This window comes from Marinobacter gudaonensis, from assembly GCF_900115175.1.
Classification (GTDB): domain Bacteria; phylum Pseudomonadota; class Gammaproteobacteria; order Pseudomonadales; family Oleiphilaceae; genus Marinobacter; species Marinobacter gudaonensis.
Genome location: NZ_FOYV01000001.1, coordinates 956,462 through 972,966 on the forward strand (window position 1 = coordinate 956,462; position 16,505 = coordinate 972,966).

Consider the following 16,505-nt stretch of genomic DNA (forward strand, 5'->3'; position numbering starts at 1 on the left):
AGGCCGGTGAGATATCAGAAGTCCCGCGTGTAGAAAATATCCAGCGACGCCGCCAGACCACTGGCGGCTTCCAGGTAAAAATAACGCCCCAGATCGTAACGCAGGGCCACGGTGGTAATGGGCTCGAAAATACCAACGCCATAGCGAACGCTCAGCTCATCGGTCAGATAGCCACTGGCCACTACCGAGGTCTGCTCGCCCGAGCCCTCCGCTTCCAGGGTGAGCTGACGTATGCCAAATTCCTCGCCGATCTGCCCTGTCACCTTGTTGGCCTGGGTCAGCCCCAATGACAGGGCTGCGCGACTCATTTGTCCCTCGTCACCGCGGCTTTGGGGCGCACGACCGAGAATCACATAAGACAGCGCGTCGGTCTGCGGCATGTCCGGGTTGGAAAAGACCTCTGTCTCCGGCGACTGCACCGGACCTGTCAGCCGTATACCGGCGACTACCGTGCCGACCGTTCGAATCGCCTCAATATCCAGATAGGGCTGGGTCAGATTGCCAACGAACAACAACCGCGCCCGCCTGAGCTCCAGCTCCTGGCCGTAAGCTTCATACTGGCCGTTAACCAGTTGCAGGGTGCCGCGTGTGTCCATGTTGTCGCCAATTCGCAGCGACCCTTCCAGATCCCCGGTTACACCGAAAGCACTGAAGTTCACCTCATCCTCACCGACTAAGACCCGAACGTCCATATTGAGATTGGTAACGATCGGCTCCTCCCGTTCAACCCCTACAATCACCTCATCTTCCGACACCGATACCGCTTGGGCCGGCAACGCCTTGATCTCGATATCGCCTCTGGGAACCGCTATTTCTCCGGACACCATCAAAGTGCCGTCCCGGAAACGGATGGTGAGGTCCGGCGCCACCTCCAGCTGGGCATAGGGTTCAATGTGAAAGGGCACCCGGCTCCCGGAAATAGTCACCTCGCCCCGCGGGGACTGTGCCCAGTCAATCTCGCCATCCAGAGTGGTCTGACTTCGGGCGTTACTCTGGATTCGCCCGCTGAGCTGGGCGGAATAACCGGAAAGCTGGACGCTGGCTACGAGCTCCTCTATCGGTACCGGCAATCTGGGATCCGACACGCTACCCCCCGTCAGGTGCAGCTCGCCATTCACCGCTGGTTTCATCAGCGGCCCTGACAACCGCCCCCGGCCATCAATACGCCCGGCCACCTCATCCAGCCCCGACAGCAATCCGGCAACGGCAATATCGAGGTTCTGGAGCCGGAACTCACCCTCCACAGCCCGATCCGGAGCAGTTGGATCCAGGCCCAGTTCCAGAGCAAACTCTCCCAACCCGGGACCGGAGAGGCGCATGGCCAAGTCGGCCTGCTCCGGGCGAAGAGTCAGCTCCGTCGAGAACACGTTGTAGGACAGGGTCTCCCACTCACCGTCCACCAGGATCTCGAACTGTCCGTTCCCCGCATCCAGAAAAACCCGTCCATCCGGTCCGCGATCGGTAGTGGTGAATTCGATAACGCCGTCGATCAGGGCATCCCACCGGAGGGTGTCTGGCAGCAGCGGCGCCAGCGCGAGGGCGGGAAACCGTTGGATGGTGTAAGCAATCCGGGGCACGGGTAGCAGGGTCTGGTCATCGGCACAAACCGAACTCTGCTGCCAGCGCCAGCAGTGTTGGCCGAAGGTCAATTCGCCGGCGCCGTAGGTCAGCGATGCCGGCGACGCCAGTTCCCAGACCTGGGATTGCTCGGGTATGCGGATCTCCCCACGAGCCAGCGCCCCCCGCCAGCCCTGCCAATCCTTCGGTGCGCCACCCTCGAGCGCAAGCTCAACGTTCGCTTCCGGGTGGTCAACGGTGAGACGAACCGCGTGTCGCTCACGCGTACCCCGCACTTCCAGGGAGGCCGTATTCACCACCTGACCGAACCCGCGCAGCTCGCCAAGCTCCAGCCGTCCGTTCAGGCGCTGGCCGGTTTCGAGGACCGCCTCCAGATTCATTGCATCGACGGCGAGCTGGTCCTGCCAGCGCATCTGCTGGCCTTTCACCATTAACGTCCCAGTGGGATTTTCGGGAGTGCCGCCTGCGGTCAACTCTGCCTCCAGGGCACCCCCCAGTCCCGGCAACAACAGTTCCGGCGTCGGCAGGCTCAATGCCAGATCCCCGGCCAGCGTGTCGCCCCAGGTGCCTGAACCCTCAACCCGGTTCTCGCCGACCACCAACGCCAGATCCGCCAACTTCCAGTTACCGGATGACGTGTCCAGCGAGCCAGACAATGAAGCCTCGGTGGAGCGCCATGTTCCGTCCAGTTGCCAGGTTGCGGTGAGGTCCGGAATACGGTTTTCGCGAAGCTGCCCGCTGCTGGCGACATCGCCACTGAGACTCGCCTCAAGTACCGGGACCCAGTAACCGGGATTGAAATCCTGCAGTTTCAGGGTGGCATCCCAGGACAGCGGGCCCGCGAAGTGGACCGAGCCTTTGCCCGCCAGTGCGCCGGCGCCGGTGGTGGCAGACAGGTCGGTCAGCGTTACCTGCTCCATATCGCCGTTAACCGTCGTCGCCAGGCTGGCCATGCCCTGGGGACTGTCCACTTCTGCGGTCAGATCAGCCTGGTAGCGACCGTCGCTCCAGGACACATTGCCATCCAGGGCCTTCAGGCTCACCGGAGGCGGCTCTAACCCGGGAACCAGCGTATACCACGGAAATTCGCGCAAACGCAGGTTGGCGCCGGCCTCCAGGCCCTCTTGCCAGCTCACCTGGCCACTGGCAACGGCGCTGCCCTGGCCCTCGCCGGTTGCGCTCCCGGAGTTCAGTTCAATCCGGATATCGCGAGCGTCCCGTGTGGTCACCTTCCCCTGCAGCGCCAGCTGCACGGGTCCCGCCGTGCCCGGCAATCGCGCCTCGCCCCGGGTCTGGAAACCGTCGGCAAGGCTGCCGCGGGCCTCCACAAACCAGTCATGCAATACCAGGGTGTCGGGCATGGCCGTCACCGGCTGGAAACGCTCCGAGTTGATCCGCGCCCGGGCCGGAAGTGAAGGATCCAGCGGCGCCACCCGCCCGGTCAGCTGAGCCTCGAGATAACCGCTGCTGCGGGCCGACACCTGAACATCACGAACCGTACCCGACAGGCGGGCGTCGATTGTCCATTGATCACCTTCGGGTGGCGGCAGCGTGGCGGTAACGTCGAGCGAAACCGGCCAATCCCGCCGGGTTTCAACGCGTCCAGAGGCGGAGACAGTGTAGTCCCCGCGCCGGTACCACACCCGGTCGATTTGCCAGTCGGCACCGGACCCGCCAGCATCCAGTTCAAACCGGTCCCACACGGTATTGCCATTGAGTGTGAAGGGCCCCATTCGTACGCCGTCCACCCGGATACCGAGGGGTAGATCAACTCCGGGTAGCGCGATGGCACCGCCGCCATCCTCGGATGGTTCCGCCGGCGGGAGCTGGGTGACACTCAGTTCCTCCGCCTTGAGCTGATCGACACAGAACTGCTTCTGGAACAGGCACGACGGCGACCAGTCCACGAGGGGAGACTGCACCACAACCTCCACACCATACCCGCGCCAGACCAGATTCTGCGCCTGCCACTGACCAAACAGCGAGCCGCGATCGCCCACCACCTGCAGACCTGGCACCTGATCGATCACCCAGGCCGTGCCAGTCTCGGACCGCAGGGCCAGCAGCACCACGGCCAGCAACAGAAGCGGCACCAGCAACAGCAGCCCCAGACACAGCAACAACCAGAACCGCAGCCCGCGACGGGGCCGGGGGGCAGGCCTGTTGTCTGGTGTGTCCGGAGTCTGTGTCACAACTCGGGTCCCATGGAAAAGTGAATTCGCCAACCACCGCCGAACTCCGGGTCCAGGCCCTTGGCGACATCCAGGCGCAGGGGACCGACCGGACTGATCCAGCGAATCCCGACGCCCGCGCCGGTGGCGAGGGGATCGTTGACATTATTGACGGCGTTGCCGTGATCCACGAACAGCGCCGCCCGCCACTTGTCTGCAAACTGATACTGGTACTCGGCGCTGGCCACCATCAGGAAGCGGCCCCCGACCGGCACACCGTTCTCGTTTTCGGGCGAGAGCGTTTCATATCCGTAGCCACGCACACTCTGGTCGCCGCCGGCAAAAAATCGCAGGGACGGTGGCACATCCTCGAACCGATTGGTGGCCACGGCACCAGCCTGAACCCGCCCGAGGAAACGGTGCCTATCGGCCAGCGTGAACAGCCCCTTGGCAAGGGCGTTGACGTGCAGGATATCCACGTCCGATAACAACGCCCTGTGCGAGCCGGTCATATCCAGCTGCAATCGATAGCCCCGGGAAGGATCCAGCGGCGAGTCCGCATGAATGCGGGAATAACCGGCGCCCGGCAGGAACAGTGAGCTGGTGCCGGTTTCGTCGTTACCAATGTTGAATCGCTCCCCTTCCCAGCGTAGTGACAGAACCTGAAGCCAGCCACTGTCCAGCTGGTGCTGCCATTGCTGGCCCAGGGTCAGCAGTTCCGATTCGACGTTCTCGATGTCCTCGCGCTGGTAACCCGCAGTCAGTCGGATCAGGTCCGTCATAGGGGGATCGAGGGGCAGCTCATACCAGGTGCTCAGGTTTTGCCGTGGCACAGACAGCTCGGTTTCGGCTCCGCGCTTATGGCCCATCGGGTTGATCCAGTGCTCACGCCAGGTACCGCGAAAGCGAGGCCCCACGTCTGTGGAGAAGCCGACACCGGCCGCCACCGAGCGCGCCTCGCGCCGCTCAAGCGCCACCGTAACCGGAATCACACCGTTCTCGGCTCGGGACGGTGAGGCGTCTATGTCAACGCCCCGGAAATAGCCACTGCTCTGCAGATCGCGATTCAACTTGGCAATTTCATCGGAGTGAAAGGGCGTACCTGGCTCAAACGTTACGAAGTCCCGCAGCAAGTCCAGTTCGAACCAGTGCCCTTCCTCGAATCTCACATCGCCCAATCGGTAGCGCTCTCCGCTTTCATACACAAGTGTAATTTCTGCGCTGCGGCTGTCTGGATCCACCCTCAGGGTCCGGGTTTCAAAACGACCGTCGAAATAACCACGCCGGCGTGCCCGGTTCTCAATCGTTCCGCGAAGGTTGGCATATTCGCCGTGGTTGAGGATGTCACCCTCAGCGGGGTGGGCGGGAAGGTTTGCGGTGAAGGCCTCATCAGTGGCCGCGGCGCCCCGGATTTCAACCACCCTGGATGTCACTCGCACAGGCTCGCCCGGGTTTATGGTTAGCGTCAGCGTTGCCGTATCTTCGGAATCGCCTTCTTCAACCGTCCAGGAAATAAGGGGCGAATAATACCCCAGCGCCCGCAAAGCCTTCTCGGCCTGGTCCACAGCCGTGGGCGCAAAACGCCTGAGATTGCCCTCACTTCGACCTTCCACCTCGCCGATAAAAGCCTCAGCGTTGTCCTTGAGCGCCGGGTAGTCGCCTTCCATTCTGATCTCGACCTGTTGCGCCTGCGCCGTTAACGACAGCGCCCACAGCAGGGCCGCAAGAAACCGGATGAAACCCGTTGTCACTGCTTTATGGATTGACGGCATCCGGAGCTTTCAACGTTGGCGATTGCAAGAAGGGTTTGCGTTCATGGATGGGAGTGTAATGGTAGATGGCCGGCTAAATCCACGGTGAGTCGTGTGCTCCTCATAAATAAGCTAACCTGTCAGAGACTTAGCATCCAACCAGGCGCATGCGAATGCTGAAAATAAACCGCGAAAACCTCAAATCCAGCCACCAGCTGATCTGGTTCATCATTGATTTCCTGATGCTGGGCCTGCTGATCATCAACCTGGCATTCATCATCTGGGACTCAATCTACAACTTCGTGGCCGTCCAGAGCCTGCTCAAGGAACACGCACCCGCGCTTCAGTCGCTCTACCATCCTATCCACGAACGCTTCATTTTCTACGATCTGATTTTCGTCTCCATTTTCCTGGGCGAGTTCTTCCTGCGCTGGGGCTATGCCGTGAAGGCGAAGGTCTACGACCGGTGGTATTTCTATCCATTCATACACTGGTACGATCTGGTTGGCTGTATTCCGGTCGGCAGCCTGCGTTTCCTCAGGATTCTCCGGGTGATTTCGATCATTTACCGGCTGCACCAGTACAAGATCATCGACATTACCAACACGCGCATCTACCGGTTTATCAGTTTCTATTATGAAGCATTCATGGAGGAGCTGTCGGACCGGATCGTGCTCAAGGTCCTGAGCGGTGTCCAGCAGGAAGTGAAACGGGGCTCGCCGCTCTTCGAGAAGATTCAGGAAGACATTCTTTACCCGAGACGGGATATGTTATCCGACTGGATTTCACAGCGGGTTGCCGAGGCCGCCCAGCAAGGCTACGTGCCCAATCGGGGAGCCTTGCGAAGCTATCTGGAGGATCGTGTTGACCATGCTCTGAAACAGAACCTTGAGTTATCCCGTCTGAAATACCTTCCGGTGGTGGGCCCCACCATTCAGGAGACCCTCGAGGAGGCGGTGGGGGACATCGTCGCCAACGTCATCCACCAGATACTGGAAGATCTTGCCTCGGCATCCAACCACGCGTTCATCGAAGACATCGTGCATGTTTTCCTGCCCTCACCCGACGACGCTCGGGCGAACCAGGCCCAAAATGAAGCGCTGATCAACCTTATTATTGAGATCATTGAAGCCATCAAGGGCCAGGTCAAAGTCAAACACTGGCGAGCCGAACTGCCCTGATCCAGATAGACATTGCCAGCGACCAACTACAAGAGAATACCCATGGATGCACTGCATTATCAGTCGGCCCACGCCCTTCTTGAGCAGCTGAACGCCGGCGAGCTCTCCAGCGAGACGCTAACCCGCGCCCTGCTCGATCGCATCCGGTCGGTCAATCCCAGGGTAAACGCGGTCATCACCCTGGACGAACAGCAGGCACTGGCCGATGCCCGCCAGGCCGACGCTTCCCGTGCTGCAGGACAAGTAAAAGGCCCGTTGCACGGCTTACCCCTGACCATCAAAGACACTTGGGAAGTCGCCGGCATGACCTGCACCGCCGGGGCATCGCCGCTACGGGACCATAAACCGGAGCGCCACGCTGATGTCATCGAGCGACTGGAGAGCGCCGGAGCCATAATCCTGGGCAAGACCAACGTGCCGATCTATGCGACCGACCTGCAGAGTTACAACAAACTCTTCGGGGTCACCAACAATCCCCACAATCCGGCTCATACCCCCGGTGGCTCCTCGGGTGGCGCCGCAGCCGCACTGGCCGCGGGCATGACAGCGCTGGAAGTAGGCAGCGATCTGGCCGGTTCCATTCGGACCCCTGCCCATTTCTGTGGCGTGTTCGGCCACAAACCGTCCCGCTCGCTGGTGTCTTTTCGCGGCCATATCCCCGGACCACCCGGCACCCAGTCCCAGCCCGACCTGGCAGAAGGCGGCCCCATGGCCCGCAACGCCCGGGATCTTGAACTGCTGCTCAAGGTGATTGCCGGCCCCCGAGCGGACCAGGAGCGCAGCTGGGCCCTCAAGCTTGCGCCTGCAACGGTAAACAGCCTGGACCAGGCCAGGATTGGGTTATGGCTGGAAGATCCGCTATGTCCGGTGGAACCGGAACTGACAGAGGCCTACCGTAACCTGGGTATCGCCCTTGCCGACCGCGGCGCCCTGGTAACCGAGGCCCGGCACCCTCTGCTGACTCTGGAGCACATCCTGCCGGCGTATTTCAATTTGCTGGGCAGCCTGCTCAGCACCTCGCTCAAGCCGTCCCAGCGTCGACAGATGAAATGGATTGCTCGACTGGAGCCGTGGCTCAAGTTCCTTGGCCCCGCCACAGCCTGCATCGGCGAATACGGCCGGGGCGTGAACCAGCCGGTTCACCAATGGATGGCGTGGAGTGAAATGCGCGAGAAAATGCGCGCCCAGATCGAATCTCTGTTCGAGGAAGTGGATGTCCTGCTGACGCCGGTTACACCGACCACGGCCATACCCCATGACCATTCGAACCCGGTGTTCAAACGGCGCATTACCGTGGCGGGCAAACCGAGGGCCTACCTGGACCAGTTCTGCTGGATTGCCCTGGCCACTCTGCTCGGCCTGCCAGCTACCTCGGTGCCCCTTGGACGGGCAAAAAACGGGCTGCCCTTCAACGTACAGGTGATCGGCGCACCGGGGATGGATCTGACGACGATTGGTTTCGCAGGGCTGCTTGAAGAGGCGGGACTGGCGGGATTTGTGAAACCCGAGGGGTATTGAGAAACAGCATTGCCCGCTAAAGCAATAAAGCCCGCATAAGCGGGCTTTATTCCATAAATGGTAGCGGGGGCTGGATTCGAACCAACGACCTTCGGGTTATGAGCCCGACGAGCTACCAGACTGCTCCACCCCGCATCAAAACTTGTATCTCTGTTTGACTCCTGAGTCCGGCGAAAGCTCGGGCTCATAAGCCGAAGGTCGAGACTCCCTTCGGCTTTTGCGGGATTGGGAGCCCGGCAAGCCACCAGACTGCTCCACCCCGCATCAAACTGGTTGTTTCTCGGGGAAGCCCCCGATCAACGTGGCGCGCATGATAAGGGGTGAGGTCGCCGCTGTCAAAGGAAACCTCAGCCTGTCCGGAAACTTATCGCTCGAGAATGGCCGTTACCCCCTGGCCGCCGGCAGCGCAAATGGAAATCAGGCCGCGGCCGCTGCCCTTCTCTTCCAGCAATTTCGCGAGGGTGGCCACAATGCGTGCGCCGGTAGCGGCAAAAGGGTGGCCCGTGGCCAGGCTGCTGCCTTTCACATTCAGCCTGTCGCGGTCGATGCTGCCCAACGGCTTGTCCAGCCCCAACCGCTCCTTGCAAAAGGTGGGATCCTCCCAGGCTTTCAGGGTACAGAGCACCTGAGCGGCAAAGGCTTCGTGAATTTCATAAAAATCGAAATCCTGCAGAGTCAGGCCGGCCTTATCCAGCATCCGGGGTACCGCGTAGGCAGGCGCCATCAGCAGCCCCTCCTTCTTGTCCACAAAGTCAACGGCGGCCACCTCGCTGAAGGTCAGCCAGGCCTTCACCTCAAGATTATGCGCCTTGGCCCATTCCTCGCTGGCCAGCAGCACGCAGGAAGCGCCATCGGTCAGCGCTGTGCTGTTGGCGGCAGTCATGGTGCCATTCTCCCGGTCGAACACTGGTTTGAGCGTCGCCAGCTTCTCGAGGGTGGTATCCGGACGCAGTACATTGTCCTTCTCAAGCCCCGCCAGCGGCGTCATCAGATCGGCAAAGAAGCCTTCCTCATAGGCTTTGGACAGCTTCTGATGACTCTCCCACGCCAACTTGTCCTGATCCTCCCGGGGAATGGCCCACTCCTTCGCCGTAACCTGGGCGTGCTCACCCATGGACATCCCGGTGCGTGGCTCACCGTTTTGCGGAATCTCAGGCTTCAGATGCGCGGGCCGGAATCGGGCAAGAATCTTCAACCGCTCTCCGGCGGTCTTCGCCCGGTTCAGATCCAGTAGAATCTCCCGCAGCCCCTCACCGACGCCGATGGGCGCATCGGATGTGGTATCAGTGCCACCGGCAATGCCACACTCGATCTGCCCCAGGGCAATCTTGTTGGCCACCAGAATAGCCGCCTCAAGCCCCGTTCCACAGGCCTGCTGAACATCGTAAGCCGGCGTCTCCGGCGCCAGACCGCAGCTCATCACCGCCTCACGGGTAAGATTGAAATCCCGCGAATGCTTGATCACCGCACCTGCGGCCACCTCACCCAGGCGCTGCCGCTGCAAACCATATCGGTCCACCAGCCCGCGCAGCGCTGAGGTCAGCATCTCCTGGTTGCTGATCTTGCTGTAGGCGGTATTGGAGCGGGCGAACGGAATGCGGTTGCCCCCAATCACCGCCACCCGACGAACGCCGGCCGTCGCGGCCGTGGCTTTCTTCGATGAACTGGTCTTCTTGCGCGGAGTTTTCGATGCTTCTGCCATAATTGCCAATTCCTTAGTAGTGAGCCGAAATCTGTGATGCCCGAGGATTATTGGAGGAGGGCTTCCCAAAACCGTGGAGCGCCATGGATGGCGCGACCGAGCCCTACAGGGAAGTATTCACGGGCGTGTTTTGGGAAGCCCTCCTCCAATAATCCCCGCTCCGAAGTCTGAAAATTTGGACTGTAAACAGTTTAGCGACAACCCGAAATGCCTCATTGGCACCCCTGACAACACCCTACAGGCATTGAGTCAATCCAAAAACTGGCCGATTCTTTAACCTGTAGGACGATTCGCAAACCGTCATTCGAATGCAACCACAAGGAACCGCAATGTCTGACCTCTACCTGAGAATAGTCAACACCCCCGTAGGCAAGACCGCAGCCCAGTCCCTGGGCCTGCCCGCCCCGGTACCCCTGAAACGGCTCAAACGCACCGACCAGCCGTTTATTGAGGGCGACGTTCTGATTGGCGCCGCCAACGGCGGCAAGGCCATTGCAGCCCTCGGCGCCACACTCGGCGCAAGCGCAGCAACGATTCACCACGCCAGCGGCAGTGACCGCCTGCACGACTCCGCCAAGGCCGGCAACAAGGCCCAGCCAATGGATCTCGGCTCCGAGGTATCGGAAAAGTTCAGCGCTCTGGTTTTCGATGCCACCGGCATCCGTAACCCGGAGGAGCTTCGGGCACTGTACGACTTTTTCCACCCCACCATCAAAAAGCTGGGCACCAACGCGCGCGTGCTGGTCATTGGGCAGAACCCGGCCAGTTGCCGAAAAGCGCCCCATGCAGCCGCCCAACAGGCGCTGGAAGGCTTCGTGCGCAGCGTTGGCAAGGAAATTGGCAAGAAAGGCGCCACTGCCAACCTTCTCTGGATGGCACCAGGCGCCGAAAAGCAGCTGGACTCCAGCGTCCGCTTTTTCCTCTCGGCCCGATCGGCCTATGTCTCCGGACAGGTGGTCCGGGTCAGCAAAAGCGAGCCGGCGTCGGCAACCAACCCGGTGGCGCCCCTGAGCGGAAAGGTTGCTTTGGTCACAGGCGCCTCACGGGGCATTGGCTCCGCCATCGCCCAGACCCTGGCACGGGACGGCGCCACCGTGATCGGCCTCGACATTCCGCCAGCACTGGAAGAGCTTGAGAAAGTCACCGGCGCCATCAAGGGCAAGGCCCTGGCCTGCGACATTACCGATGACAAGGCCCCGAAACTGATCGCAGACTTTGTTGAAGAGCATTTCGGCGGAGTGGATCTGGTTATCCATAATGCTGGCATCACCCGGGACAAAACCCTCGGCAACATGCCGGAGCATTTCTGGGACATGACCATTGCCGTGAACCTTTCAGCCGAGGAACTGATCGACGAAGAACTGGCCAAGCGGGAGCTCCTGAGAGCCAACGGTCGGATTGTCTGCATCTCGTCCATCAGTGGCATTGCCGGCAACTTTGGCCAGACCAACTATTCAACGGCCAAGAGCGGCGTGATCGGCTATGTCGAGGCCATGGCCCGGCAGGTCAAGAATGGCGTGACCATCAATGCCATCGCCCCAGGCTTCATCGAAACCCAGATGACCGCCGCCATGCCGCTGACCATCCGAGAGGCGGGCCGCCGGATGAACAGCCTGTCTCAGGGCGGACTGCCGGTGGATGTGGCGGAAGCCATTGCCTGGTATTGCAGCCCGGCGTCCGGCGGGGTGAACGGTAATGTTGTGCGGGTGTGTGGGCAGTCTCTGATCGGCAAGTAACATTACAGCCGGATCGTGGAGTCGGATTACGCCTTTGGCTAATCCGACCTGCGGGCTGAGAGGGGATCAGTGTAGGTTGGATTAGCCGAAGGCGTAATCCAACAACACGGACCACACAAACAAAAAAGGGCCGATCCTTGCGGATCGGCCCTTTTCGGAATATTGGTGGGTGGTACTGGGATCGAACCAGTGACCCTCGCCTTGTAAGGGCGATGCTCTCCCAGCTGAGCTAACCACCCGGGAAAAAGTGGCGGAGCGGACGGGACTCGAACCCGCGACCCCCGGCGTGACAGGCCGGTATTCTAACCAACTGAACTACCGCTCCGCATCAATTCGGGCCCGTGGGCCTGAACCTGAAACCGGATGGGTTGATCCGGTAATGCGCTTGAAAGTGGTGGGTGGTACTGGGATCGAACCAGTGACCCTCGCCTTGTAAGGGCGATGCTCTCCCAGCTGAGCTAACCACCCACTTTCGGGCTCCGTTCTCAAACAGCCGGAGCCATACACCCGGTTGCCAGCGCAGCTGTCTCAACCAAGTGAGAGGCGCATTTTAAGCATTTGGCTGACGGTGTCAAATATTTTCCGGGAAATTTCTGAAAAAACCTGCAAGCCATTAAAAAGCGTACAGTTTTCGTCCAATTTTACTTTTTGCCGGCAGACGGTTCCGGGGCTGATTTGACGCTCCGGAGCGCAGGCTTGCGCTGCCCTGCGCGCTGGGCCTTTTCCTGCAAGGATAGCTCGCTGACCCTGGCACGCCGGTCTTCGGGGACGGATCGTTCCGCCAGTGAGCAATTCAGGTCATCCAGACGTTTTTGCAGATCGCCCCAGCTTTCGAGGAGCTGCGGCACGACGTCGTCGGTCAACTTTTCAAAGCGGAGCCTGAGAGAATCCTTCAGCGACATGGTGTTTTAAATCCCGAGCGTTGTACCTGCCGACAAGTGTAGCCAGCACTCAGAAAATCCACCAGCCACCGTCGGATTCCGCCTCCTCTCGACGCTCCCGCTCCCGTTCAAGTTCGGCGTATTCGCGCTCGAGCTTCTTGATTTTCCGGTCCGTTTCCAGCGGAACGGTCGGGCCGCCACCAAAGGGCCAGAACCAGGACGCGGATTCATACTTGCCCTCGGCCTTCAAGCGCTCGAGCTCCAGTTCCCGTTCTTCCTCAAGCAACACCCGCTCGCGCTCGTAATCCACGTCTTCCGTCACTTCCACGATCGAGGTAGCCGCGTGGTTCGGCGCCAGCAGGTCGCTGTTCAGAAAGCGGGTGGACACAAGCTCATCGGCCTGCATGGCGTAGTCACGCGTTACCAATTGCAGGTCGCCCTGGGCAAGCGGATGGTCCGGATCCAACTGCGGATGCCGCTGGTCAGGCTCCGTCAGTTCGTTATATCGAAGGTAATAGATCTTTCCGGGCTCAACCTTGAGAGTGGCGTCTGCAATCAGACTCAGACTGAAGGAATTAAGCCCTTCAAGACCCAGCAGCGGTCGGCGCATGGCAATGTGTCGCTCCCCGGGGCTGACCTCCAGCCAGGTAAAACTGTCATTGCGGATATTGAAGTAATGCGTGTCATCTATGTAGACGCTGGGCGCCTCGATCTCGTCGGCCGCCCACTGGGAGTGAGTGCGATAAAAATACAGCAGCGCGTTACGACGGTCCCAGCTGTCGTTATCAATGTGAACGAAATCGTGCCCGGACACCGGATGCAGGAACGAACCGACACTCTTGCCGATGGACTGGTACACCGTACAGCCGGACAAGGCCAGCATCAGCAGCGCCGCAGCCAGCGGCCGAAGAAAAGCGGGAACGGAAGGCACTCGGGTTTTCATGGTTGGCAACTCTTCATCCTGATTGCGAGTTGCCTGATCATAACAACTGGCAAACGGCAGAAATGAGAGCTACCGCAAGGGCTGGCTACAAACCGTTACAAAACCCGCGATGCCGCCCGTTCAGGTCAGCGTTTATTGCCCGCTGACCTGGGTCCGCAGCTGATTCACTTCTTCCGAAAGCCGCACCAGCCGAGACGTGAGCTGCGACCGAGAAGCATCGATGGACTCCACCGTGCGCTTCAGGGTTGCCAGCTCTTTGTTCAGGGCCTGCACCTTGCCATCCCCGGCGAGCTGATCGGTTTCCCGCTCCAGGGCGGCCACACGCCCTTCAAGCCCGCTGATGCCAAGCTTCTGCTCCTGCTCGAAGCGACGAATCCGGTTCTCGATCACCTGATCCACATCCGCCAACTGCTGGCTGAGACGCGTCAATTGCTCCGTTGCCTGTCGGTTCGCGTCCTGCAACGCCGCCACCGACGTTTCGGTCTGGTTTTTCAGGGCGGCAATGTCTGCGGACAACGACTGACGAGCCTGCTCAACCGAGGCTTCGACCGCACCGATGGCCTTGTCATTCTCGGCCAGACCGGATTCCAGCGCGGCCAGACGCTCCTGGTGCTCGTCCAGGCGCTTCTTATTCCGCTCATTGGCCACCGCCCATAACTTGCGGATCTCGCTGTCCGCGGTATCAAGCCGCTTCTCCTGAGCCGCAATCTTGTCCTCCAGCGACTCGCCCCGCTCCTGCAGATTCTCGCCGGTTTCCGAAAGCTCACCCTCAAACCGAGCTAGCGCCAGCTTGCTCTGCCGCGCCCAATAGTCCGCTTCCTCAAGCTGACTCTCCAACGCCTGAACCCGCTGCTCCTGGGTGTACCACCCGGCACCGGCAGCCGCTGCCACCACAACCAGAAGCACCCAAAGCATTGCAGAACTGCCCCGCCTACCGCCGCCGTTGCCACCTTTTTGCCTCGCGGCTGGCTTCTCTCGAGGCGGCTCTGCCCCGCCGGCAGATGACGCCTTCGGCTTCCTGTCCGCCGGTTTCTTTGGCTCGGCACTGCCGATCGGTCGCTCGGCCCTCAGTTCATCATCATCTGGACGGATGGGTTCCATTACAGCTCCTGACTATGGACGGTTACAGCAATAGGGACTGATAATACCTGTACTTAGACGCAGGTAAAAACGATGGCTGCACCAGACGAATACTCGCAGAGAGTTCGGGGGCAGGGTTGGTGTTCTTCCTGGAAATGTCTGAGGCCATGGATGGCCTCAGCCAAGCGCTCAGGGACGAGCTTGTAGCGGTTTCCAGGAAGAACACCAACCCTGACCTTCCCCGAGCTATAAGTTTGCATGGTACATAGGCAAAACATACAATGGCCGGCTTTCCAATTATCACAGGATGTTGCACATGCAGCCGCTTGTAGGACTCATCATGGGCTCCAAATCCGACTGGCCCACCATGGAACACGCCGCCACCATGCTCGAAAAGCTCGGCGTACCCTACGAAACCAAAGTCGTCTCCGCCCATCGCACCCCGGACCTCCTGTTCGACTACGCCAAAACCGCCGCCGACCGCGGTCTGAAAGTCATTATCGCCGGTGCCGGCGGCGCGGCCCACCTGCCGGGCATGGTCGCCTCCCAGACCGCCCTTCCGGTACTGGGTGTGCCTGTGCAGTCCAAAACCCTGAATGGCCTCGATTCGCTGTTGTCGATCGTCCAGATGCCCGGTGGCATTGCCGTGGGCACCCTGGCCATCGGCAAAGCCGGTGCCACCAATGCAGGTTTGCTGGCTGCCCAGATCCTGGGCACCTTCGATGAGAGCATTCGCAACGCCGTGGAAGAATTCCGTTCGACCCAGACGCAAACCATACTGGACAACCCCGACCCTCAGGATCCGTAACATTAACCTCTGTGCAAGAAACGGCAGGAGAGCTCAAATGAGAATTGGTGTACTGGGCGCCGGACAACTCGGGAGAATGCTGGCGCTGGCCGGGTATCCACTGGCCAAGACCTTTGTTTTCTATGACATGTCTGGCAGCCCAAGCGCAGGCCTTGGCGAAGTTATCATCGACCGCGATGGCGAGTACCTGGATGACTTCCTTTCCCGAGTCGACCGCGTGACCTACGAGTTCGAGCATCTGCCGGTGGACGTAGCCGAGCAGATCGGCCGCCAAAAGCCGGTGCACCCCTGCCCCAGGGCCCTGCAGGTCTGCCAGAACCGGGAAGCCGAAAAAACCCTGTTCGGGCAACTCGGGATCCCGACTCCAGAGTGGAAAATCGCCGACAGCGCAGCCTCCCTGAAAGCAGCCGCCGAAGCACTTGGCTGCCCGGTGGTTGCCAAATCCAATACCGAGGGCTACGACGGCAAGGGCCAGGCGGTACTGAGAAGTCCGGAAGAAGCCGAAGCAGCCTGGGCGTCTATCGGTCATCCGCGGCTGATCGTCGAGAAGTTCGTGGACTTTCGCCGGGAAGTATCAATGATCGCGGTGCGAGCGGAAGACGGCGAGCTGGCGTTCTATCCGATGGCCGAGAACACCCACCACGAGGGCATTCTGCGCTACTCTATCGCTCCCGCTCCGAAGCTGGAAAAGCACATACAGGAAGACGCCGAGCGTTACATCAAGGCGCTTCTGAACGAATTGAACTACGTTGGCGTATTAACCCTCGAGCTGTTCGAGACCGCCAACGGTCTTGTTGCCAATGAAATGGCACCCAGGGTTCACAACTCCGGGCACTGGACCATCGAAGGCGCCATGACCAGCCAGTTCGAAAATCACATCCGGGCCGTGAGCGGACACCCGCTGGGCAATGTCGCGCCCCGAGGGGTGAGCTGCATGATCAATATCATCGGCGAGCATGGCGACATTGAGCGCATCCTTGAATTGCCCTATGCCCATGTGCATCTCTATAACAAGGGAGAACGCCCGGGCCGGAAGCTGGGCCATGTGAATATTCTGGCCGACAGTTACGAGGAACTGGTCTGGCGAGTGAAGACCTGCGCCCAGTTCCTGCCGGGTTGCCCCGAGTTCAAAAGCTCTTTGACAGCAAAGGGTTGA

At 60.4% G+C, this 16,505-nt stretch carries 11 protein-coding genes and 4 tRNA genes; 5 read left to right on the plus strand and 10 right to left on the minus strand.

Translation table 11 applies throughout. The features are described from left to right. Positions 1-14: 14 nt before the first annotated feature. The gene (locus tag BM344_RS04365) at positions 15-3,770 is read right to left on the minus strand and encodes a translocation/assembly module TamB domain-containing protein (protein ID WP_228143549.1); all 3,756 of its coding nucleotides are present in this window, start codon (positions 3,768-3,770) and stop codon (positions 15-17) included. Beyond that, positions 3,767-5,521 carry an autotransporter assembly complex protein TamA gene (locus BM344_RS04370; RefSeq protein WP_208603373.1) on the minus strand — a complete coding sequence of 585 codons (1,755 nt, stop codon included), beginning with the start codon at positions 5,519-5,521 and terminating at the stop codon, positions 3,767-3,769. Before BM344_RS04370 ends, BM344_RS04365 begins: the two co-directional genes overlap by 4 nt. A gap of 152 nt (positions 5,522-5,673) precedes the next feature. Here BM344_RS04370 and BM344_RS04375 point away from each other — a divergent pair, with 152 nt between their 5' ends. Both BM344_RS04375 and BM344_RS04380 read left to right on the plus strand, forming a co-directional pair. After that, entirely contained in the window at positions 5,674-6,681 is a 1,008-nt protein-coding gene (locus tag BM344_RS04375) for a hypothetical protein (RefSeq protein WP_091986433.1), read from the plus strand. A 42-nt stretch (positions 6,682-6,723) separates the two neighbouring features. Continuing rightward, positions 6,724-8,199 carry an amidase gene (locus tag BM344_RS04380; protein WP_091986435.1) on the plus strand — a complete coding sequence of 492 codons (1,476 nt, stop codon included), beginning with the start codon at positions 6,724-6,726 and terminating at the stop codon, positions 8,197-8,199. Positions 8,200-8,257: 58 nt separating this feature from the next. Here BM344_RS04380 and BM344_RS04385 read toward each other — a convergent pair. Together BM344_RS04385 and BM344_RS04390 are read right to left on the minus strand one after the other, a co-directional pair. Beyond that, positions 8,258-8,334, minus strand: a tRNA-Met gene (locus tag BM344_RS04385). A gap of 229 nt (positions 8,335-8,563) precedes the next feature. Further along, positions 8,564-9,901, minus strand: coding sequence for an acetyl-CoA C-acetyltransferase (locus BM344_RS04390; RefSeq protein WP_091986438.1), 1,338 nt, complete (start codon positions 9,899-9,901; stop codon positions 8,564-8,566). Between the two features lie 329 nt (positions 9,902-10,230). On the opposite strand from BM344_RS04390, the gene BM344_RS04395 reads away from it, so the two are divergent. After that, a complete protein-coding gene (locus tag BM344_RS04395) occupies positions 10,231-11,637 on the plus strand; it encodes a 3-oxoacyl-ACP reductase (protein ID WP_091986441.1) in 1,407 nt (468 codons plus the stop codon). A 163-nt stretch (positions 11,638-11,800) separates the two neighbouring features. On the opposite strand, the gene BM344_RS04400 is transcribed toward BM344_RS04395, so the two are convergent. The 6 genes from BM344_RS04400 to BM344_RS04425 all read right to left on the minus strand — a co-directional run bounded on the left by BM344_RS04400 (position 11,801) and on the right by BM344_RS04425 (position 14,562). After that, positions 11,801-11,876, minus strand: a tRNA-Val gene (locus tag BM344_RS04400). Between the two features lie 9 nt (positions 11,877-11,885). After that, a tRNA-Asp gene (locus BM344_RS04405) sits at positions 11,886-11,962 on the minus strand. A gap of 67 nt (positions 11,963-12,029) precedes the next feature. Next, positions 12,030-12,105 (minus strand) — tRNA-Val (locus BM344_RS04410). Between the two features lie 173 nt (positions 12,106-12,278). Further along, positions 12,279-12,539: a hypothetical protein gene (locus BM344_RS04415; RefSeq protein WP_091986443.1), complete on the minus strand. Its 261-nt coding sequence runs from the start codon at positions 12,537-12,539 to the stop codon at positions 12,279-12,281. 49 nt (positions 12,540-12,588) lie between these two features. After that, complete coding sequence (locus tag BM344_RS04420; RefSeq protein WP_091986445.1) at positions 12,589-13,461, minus strand: DUF2846 domain-containing protein; 873 nt, start codon at positions 13,459-13,461, stop codon at positions 12,589-12,591. A gap of 132 nt (positions 13,462-13,593) precedes the next feature. After that, positions 13,594-14,562: a hypothetical protein gene (locus tag BM344_RS04425; RefSeq protein WP_091986448.1), complete on the minus strand. Its 969-nt coding sequence runs from the start codon at positions 14,560-14,562 to the stop codon at positions 13,594-13,596. Between the two features lie 295 nt (positions 14,563-14,857). Between BM344_RS04425 and purE the strand changes: the two genes are divergently transcribed. Further along, positions 14,858-15,349 carry a 5-(carboxyamino)imidazole ribonucleotide mutase gene (gene purE / locus BM344_RS04430; protein ID WP_091986450.1) on the plus strand — a complete coding sequence of 164 codons (492 nt, stop codon included), beginning with the start codon at positions 14,858-14,860 and terminating at the stop codon, positions 15,347-15,349. Between the two features lie 37 nt (positions 15,350-15,386). Next, the gene (locus BM344_RS04435; RefSeq protein ID WP_091986452.1) at positions 15,387-16,505 is read left to right on the plus strand and encodes a 5-(carboxyamino)imidazole ribonucleotide synthase; all 1,119 of its coding nucleotides are present in this window, start codon (positions 15,387-15,389) and stop codon (positions 16,503-16,505) included.